Source organism: Aliidiomarina maris (assembly GCF_003987335.1).
GTDB classification, from domain to species: Bacteria; Pseudomonadota; Gammaproteobacteria; order Enterobacterales; family Alteromonadaceae; genus Aliidiomarina; species Aliidiomarina maris.
On the sequence record NZ_PIPK01000010.1, the window covers coordinates 94,271 to 100,963 of the forward strand.

Below are 6,693 nucleotides of genomic sequence, written 5' to 3' on the forward strand. Positions count from 1 at the left end.
AACGTTGTGTCTCTCACGTACCCGATACGCGTATCGGGTCTACTATCCGAATTGCAAAGGTGCGTAATATGGCAAAAGCGACTAGGAGCGCAGATCAAGCAGATTCGTTACATGAGCAGGTACTGAACAACAAGCTCAGTATTACAGCGCCTGACGATATCAACGACGCTGAATTATTCTTGCTTCATAAGCTGTATAAGCATCTTTTCTTGCCTGAACTCACTGTTTCAAAACTTCAATTCAGCGATATTCGAAACTGGCATCAATGGTGGTTTTCGACCCTGTATACATGGGCCGGAGAACTTCGCGATGTACAAATGAGTAAAGGCGGTTTTCCGTTCGCAACACCTCAAGCGTTTACCAAAGAAATTCCTCGTTTCGAGACTCAGTATCTTAATGCCTTCCCGCTACTACCTAGTCTCCCAGAAGATGAGTTCATTCAACTCTTGGCAAGGTGCCACGTGGACTTTGTTCTGCTACACCCCTTCAGAGATGGAAACGGACGCATTGCTCGGCTGTTACTGGACGTGATGGCCGTCAAGGCAGGATACACGCCTCTCGATTACACCTTGTGGAATGACAATAAAGTGTTTTACTTCAAGTCCATTCAAGCGGGTGTTGCTGGCGAATCTCAACACCTGGAAAGGCTCATCAGGGACGCTCTGCCACAGCGGCAATAAGAGCAGCTTTCAACGGCCAAGTTTCAAGTCGGTACTTACCCTCTGCCTCTTTCAACTTTCGCTCAATATCCAGAACCGACTGACCAGTTTCGATTGCGGTTGAGCTGGCTACTGTGCGAATAATTAAATTCTCCGCAACGAGCGGCTCCGATGCTTCACTGGTTAACTTTGCTAAACACATGAACTTGTCGCTCTCTGTCAGTTTTACCTGCACCCTAGGTGCGTTGAAAACTGTATGCTTGAGTAAAAAGCAGGTGCTTAAAAAAGTCCTGCTCGAAAGTGCTGCGTGCTGCAATAATCCGGCTATCCTGAAAAGTACCTATTACTGACGCAGACAGGATTGCTCCATTAGTTCAAATCGCTTTCACCACTCGAGGCGTGTATCTCTTTGACCTTTGACGATATTATATCGCATACTTCTTTTGTCTCTGGAAACTCTTTCGCTAGCCACTCTGCTGGAACAAACAAATGTTTAAGGTAGTTAGTTATGGGAGTTCCATCGAAATTTGCACATAAAAAAACCTCCTGCTCATCACCAGCTATAGCCGCCGGCACAAATACAATACCTTCATCAGATATTGCAGCAGACCTTTGCCACTTTGGCATGCGTGTGCCCTCTGGCTTTTCCATTTCAATCCAAAACATAAATTTATTTCCCTTTAATACTCTCGCCGCTTGCAGTTGTTCTATCCACATCAACACGATAGTGTCCGCCACTCAAGGTGGCAAGCAGCGAAATCTTATTATGTATCAAGATTACCAAGATTAACTGACGCTTTCTGCTCCAATAATTTCTTATGTCACGACAAGGCGCTGCCTTAACAATCCTGATGGCGAACCCGCTATATTAAATCAAACAGAGCTAAATTAGCGCGATCAGCACTATCGGGTATGCTCCATACTGGTTCGATTTGATCAGCATTACCTTAACCATGCTCACGCAGCACCCAATATAGTCGCACCATCTATGGTTTCGACTCCAGCCGGGGCCAATAATTGCTGTATCCAGCCAATAGCATGCCCTCGCTCAACGCACTGGGAGAAAAACGCACGCTGTTTTGCTCTGGTAAAGGCAACAAAAAAAGTGTTTAGCTCTTCACCCCGTTGCGGGGTAAGGCTCCACCAGGTCTGATTGTCGAGCCCATAAAATATCATCGTGTGGAACTCAAGACCTTTACTTTTATGAACTGTCATCAGAGCCACCTGGCCAATACCTTCGAACTCATCCAGCGCTTCCATCCAGCTGCTGCTATGTTCTGCGCACTCTTTCAGGAGTGTGACAAATCCACTCCATACCCTCTCAAAGTCCCTTGTCCGATGATAGGCGGGAAAGGATTGCCGCAGAGTCTGGGAACCAACAAATTCAAGAAGCATCTCTGCAATCTCTTCCGCCGAATCAGGATCAGGCTGGCGACGTGCTAACTCTGCCCTTAATTGGCGGACAAATGCTTCAAGCTTAACCAGAAATCGCTCCTGCGTGAGATCGTTATCCGGATCGGCAGCCTCCAGAAACAGATAATTCTGCTGGGCCAACGCCCAGTTTTCCGGGCTTCGGTCTGTCGCTCCCAGGCGAAGCAAAGGAACGAATACACCGGTCAGCTCTTCACCAAGCAGATCCTGTATCTGAATGTCACCGACAGACCGGGCCGCATTTCTGATCCGAAGACCTCTTGCTGCGAAAGCAGGGGCTATTTCACCCTCCACCTGATCTGCCCGCATCCTGATCAGAATCGCAATATCATGCGGTTCGACACGCCCTGACTGAACCTCACCGCTCACCCATTCAGCCAAATAATTGTTCTCGCTATCTGTGCTCCTGAATTGCCAGATCGCAGAAATCTCCCCTTCTATTTCACGGACTCCTTGTGCCTGCACCTCTTCCACATCACCATCTATCCGGCGAGCAATCTCGTGCTGAATACGAACCAGATCCTCATGTGACCGCCAATTTGAGAGCAATGATATGCGCCTGGCATCAAAGTCGTTTTCAAACTGAGCGAACGCATCGTCCATAGCTCCCGCCCATCCCATGATGCGCTGCTTATCATCGCCGACTGCTGTGAAAACAGCATCGCTACCATCGAACGCAGTTAGCAGCATGTCAAACTGGGCATAGGTGGTATCTTGGTATTCATCAAGAAAAACGATGGGATATGTCGCCTGTAAGGCCCGACGGATATATGAGTTTTCCTGCAGCAGCAGTTTTACAAGCCTGTTTATCATCGGGAAGGACAAAGATATTTCCTCTCCTCCGAAAAATTGTTCATGCCAGTAATCTGCTAACGCACGGTTTAGTTCAGATCCATTTGACAAGTCAATTGGCAGGTCTGTCTTAAGCAGTCCTCTCTCAAGCTGTTGAGCACTCACTCCGTGATAGCCATGACGCTCAATAAAATCGTCATAATCCCTACGAAACGGATTAACGATCTGATACGTGCCGGGCGCATTGAACGGCTCTGGTAAAGCAGAACGGAATCGGTCCAGAAGCCCCTTGGTAAAGGCATCAAAAGTCATTGAATCAAAGCGACGCGCTTGATCCCTCGGGCAACGTTTTGCAACCCTCTCAGCAAGATTTCGGGCGGCATCCTTTTTAAAACTGATGGCCAGAATGCGTTTGGGGGCCGGAAAAATACCTGTCTGAAGAAGATAGGTCGCCTTTTGTGCCAGGAACTCTGTTTTTCCGGCACCGGCACCAGCGGTCACAAGGATGCTGCTATCGGTTTCACGTAAAGCCTCCCACGCTCTGCCTTCCAGACCATCGACACCCTGAGGTACCCAGTCGTCTCTGCTTACGCGGGTCATTCATTCTCTCCTGACAGATTGAGCTTATCCGTAACGTACTCAACGAGCGCCCTGAGCTCTGCAGGAGCGGACGCAGCAACACCGCCGTCCGCGATACGGGAAAAAGCCGCAAGGTGAGTTTCGGGCTTACTGCGGCTCAGGAACAGATACGGATACCATTTGAAAGCGTCATCATAATGCGCGGTATACAAGGCAGGATTACCACCTGTTTTCAGCGTACTGACCTTTTTGGCTTGAATAGCAGCAGCACTACTCTGGGGTCCATTGCCACCTGGATTGGCAACCTGATAAGCGCTTGGAAAGGCGAGCAACATGGCAAAATCGAGATCAATGGGATAGGAAAAGAAAACACCTTCCCTCGTGAATGCTTGAAGCCATTGACCTTGCAGGCCTTCATTAGAAAGCTGTTGGTCGGTAAGCTGAGCAGCATTAGCACCATTGGTGCTCCCAAAATTATTCCCGATATCGGCCAAATTCTGAAGGCAGCTTCTCATGGCATTCGCCCCACCATGTCGGCGCCCCAGATCAAGATCGAGCAATGTGGCATGTGGAATCTCAAGATCATTCAGCAGCCGCCAGAAATGCGCTACGAACCGTCCACCGAGCGGAACGACGGGAACGAATGATGGATCAAGGGAAACACCCATCTCTTCCGCAATTTTCGGAATAACGACTCGCTCTGAGTCTCCCTCACCCAGGATTACAAATCGCGCAAAATAAAGTTCGGGGTATGCCTTTACAGCCAGCCTGACATAAACGCTTGCCTCAACATCATCTTCAGGCAGGGTCAGTTCTCGGATCGATGAGCACCGAGCGCTCCGGTCCATACGAAAATATCTCACTTCATCCGGCTCTATCCGGCTCAGGATAGCCGGGGAATGGCTAGATAGCAGAACCTGTGCTGAAGGCAGTGCGCCGATCTCTCTCGCCTGCTTGATGATGCGAGACAAAAAGAACGGTGACAGGCTGTTTTCTGGTTCTTCGATGGCAAGAATCGTCAGGTGAATACGGCGTAACTTATCCTGTTCAAATGAGCTGTCATCAGCAGGCAAAGAAAAAGCTTCCCGCTCGGTTTCGAGCGTTGCCGCTGTAAGGGCGATATGGAACAGAGAGCGCTGACCGTCACTCAGCTCGGACAAACGACGCTCCTGACCTTCTTCATCAGGCGTAAAAGTAAATTCGGCTTTACGAACAAGCTCCTCAAAACGGTTCTCGATGAGCCTTAAACGCGGTTTACTGTCTATATCGGCTTCATGTACCTGTTGCCAACGCTTCGAAAGACGCCCCAGCAGAAACTTCGACGGCTCCTCTTCCTCGAAACTGCTCTGGATCTGACCGGCATTATCAGAGCTTGCATCCCTAAATGCCGTCGACCATTTGGCAGCCTGCCATAACCGCCCTTTTAGAAGAGCGGTCACCTGAGTCGTCGCATCACGATTTGCCGGTAAGTAAATAAACTGGATCGAAGAGCGCTCTACAGCCTGAACCCTGGAACAGTCATCCCATTCAAAATTATCATCCAGGGCTCTTATCCAGCGAATATCCTCTTCAATTGCTCCTTCCGGCGTACCGTCATCCGTCCATGTTGCTTGTAGTCGTATCCGGGCCTTAAGGGGCTCTCCCTCACCGGAAGCCGCCATCTGATTGAAGAACTCCGGAACGGCATCAAGAGGAGAAGCGTCTTGCTCTTCCAGTTCAGGAAAGGCGAGTACCGCTTCGACGAACAGATTGTCGCCAGACTGCAGCTCCTGCCGGTCAACAGGTATGTGAAAATCCCGACGCTGTACTGACCGCTGCGCTGATGATGTACCAAACAACCGGGACACAGCTTGCAGCACTGCCGTCTTTCCGGAGCCGTTTCCGCCGACAAGTATCGTCAGTTCTTCCTCGAAATTTAGCTCGACCACTTCATGCCCGAAACAACGAAAATTCTGTAGCTTTATCTTCTCTATTTTCATCCCTGATTACCTTTTTGTAAGAGATGCCTTTAAAAGTTATCGAGCCCCCTCAATAACCCACTTATCAATCATATCAGCCCAGTCCTGCAACATAGATGTACGCTGATCACGATACTCGGCTTTAGTACTCATTGAGTCTTCTCCCCAGCCTGGCCAGATTGGCTAAGCTAGAAGGCGACGAAACCAAAAAGAAGAAGACCCAATGAATTTTTACAATAGGACCCATCAGCATTATTGTGGAATCGATTTGCACGCCCGCAGCCTTTATGTTTGCGTCATCAGTCAACAGGGTGAAACTCTGCTGCACAAGGAGATTCCAGCGAATCCAGATGCGCTGATTTAACTTATCACGCCCTACCTAGATGATCTTGTCCTCGGCGTTGAGTGCATGCACTGTTGGTACTGGATCGCTGACTTTTGCGACGACCATGATATTGAACTTATTCTCGGCCACGCCTTATATGTGAAGGCTATCGACGGTGGTAAAACCAAAAATGACCGCGTGGACTCGTTTAAAATTGCTGCCTTAATGCGCGGTGGAAACTTCCCTCTGGCCTATGTGTATCCGCGCAACATGCGAGCAACTCGTGACTTGCTGCGTCGCAGAACCAACCTGGTGCGACACGGTGCTGATATGAAAGCATATGTCGTTAACACCACCAGCTAGTACAAGTTACCGCCGAACAAAGTAAATCTAAAGAACGTTAGTGCGCGAGAGCAACTCAATACGACCTTCCATGATCCTGTCGTGCAACGCAATATCAACCTCGATATGGCGGTTCTCGAGTGCTACCACCGGGACCTGAGCCAGGTGGAATGGTTTCTGGAAAAACAAGCCATAAAGCACCAACCCGTATACTTTTACCTGCTAAAAACAATCCCGGGCATTGGTCGCATACTCGCGCTAACCATCTTATATGAAATCGGCGATATTCAACGCTTCGAGTCCGTCCAAAATTTGCTTACTACCGACTCATCAAATGCAAAGCCGAGTCCGCCGGCAAAACCTATGGCACTCAAGGCAATAAAATTGGCAATGCCCACCTCAAATGGGCCTTCTCTGAAGCGGCGGTTTTATACCTCAGAGGTAATTCGGGCGCTCAACAATTATTGCAACGCTTTCAAAGTAAGCGCTCATTCTAAAGCGTTCTGTTTTCACTAACCGTGTAAGGTTATCGTTGTGCTCCCAACTTTAGAGGAGCTCTTTTATGGCACGTAAACATCGCACACGCGAGCAATGGCAACAACTTATT

Annotated in this window: 5 protein-coding genes and 1 pseudogene; 2 read left to right on the plus strand and 4 right to left on the minus strand. The window is 49.0% G+C overall.

The genetic code is table 11. The annotated features are described in order from the left end of the window. Positions 1-68: 68 nt before the first annotated feature. The gene (locus tag CWE07_RS10920) at positions 69-680 is read left to right on the plus strand and encodes a Fic/DOC family protein (protein WP_111569842.1); all 612 of its coding nucleotides are present in this window, start codon (positions 69-71) and stop codon (positions 678-680) included. On the opposite strand, the gene CWE07_RS10925 is transcribed toward CWE07_RS10920, so the two are convergent. The 4 genes from CWE07_RS10925 to CWE07_RS10940 form a co-directional block, all read right to left on the minus strand. Continuing rightward, positions 652-861: a hypothetical protein gene (locus tag CWE07_RS10925; protein ID WP_111569841.1), complete on the minus strand. Its 210-nt coding sequence runs from the start codon at positions 859-861 to the stop codon at positions 652-654. The genes CWE07_RS10920 and CWE07_RS10925 overlap by 29 nt on opposite strands. Before the next feature lie 167 nt (positions 862-1,028). Further along, on the minus strand, positions 1,029-1,382 hold the full coding sequence (locus CWE07_RS10930) for a hypothetical protein (protein ID WP_198679919.1): 354 nt from the start codon (positions 1,380-1,382) through the stop codon (positions 1,029-1,031). 234 nt (positions 1,383-1,616) lie between these two features. Beyond that, positions 1,617-3,482: a UvrD-helicase domain-containing protein gene (locus CWE07_RS10935; RefSeq protein ID WP_111569840.1), complete on the minus strand. Its 1,866-nt coding sequence runs from the start codon at positions 3,480-3,482 to the stop codon at positions 1,617-1,619. After that, on the minus strand, positions 3,479-5,440 hold the full coding sequence (locus CWE07_RS10940) for an ATP-dependent nuclease (protein WP_111569839.1): 1,962 nt from the start codon (positions 5,438-5,440) through the stop codon (positions 3,479-3,481). Before CWE07_RS10940 ends, CWE07_RS10935 begins: the two co-directional genes overlap by 4 nt. A gap of 202 nt (positions 5,441-5,642) precedes the next feature. Between CWE07_RS10940 and CWE07_RS14535 the strand changes: the two are divergent. Then, a pseudogene (locus CWE07_RS14535) lies at positions 5,643-6,577 on the plus strand (IS110 family RNA-guided transposase); the annotation flags it as partial. Positions 6,578-6,693 lie beyond the last annotated feature (116 nt).

What these genes read in the sequence shown, in the direction of transcription:
- CWE07_RS10935 (WP_111569840.1), bottom strand. Translation starts at nt 3,482, where the DNA reads ATGACCCGCGTAAGCAGAGACGACTGGGTACCTCAGGGTGTCGATGGT.
- CWE07_RS10940 (WP_111569839.1), bottom strand. Translation starts at nt 5,440, where the DNA reads ATGAAAATAGAGAAGATAAAGCTACAGAATTTTCGTTGTTTCGGGCAT.
- CWE07_RS10920 (WP_111569842.1), top strand. Translation starts at nt 69, where the DNA reads ATGGCAAAAGCGACTAGGAGCGCAGATCAAGCAGATTCGTTACATGAG.
- CWE07_RS10925 (WP_111569841.1), bottom strand. Translation starts at nt 861, where the DNA reads ATGTGTTTAGCAAAGTTAACCAGTGAAGCATCGGAGCCGCTCGTTGCG.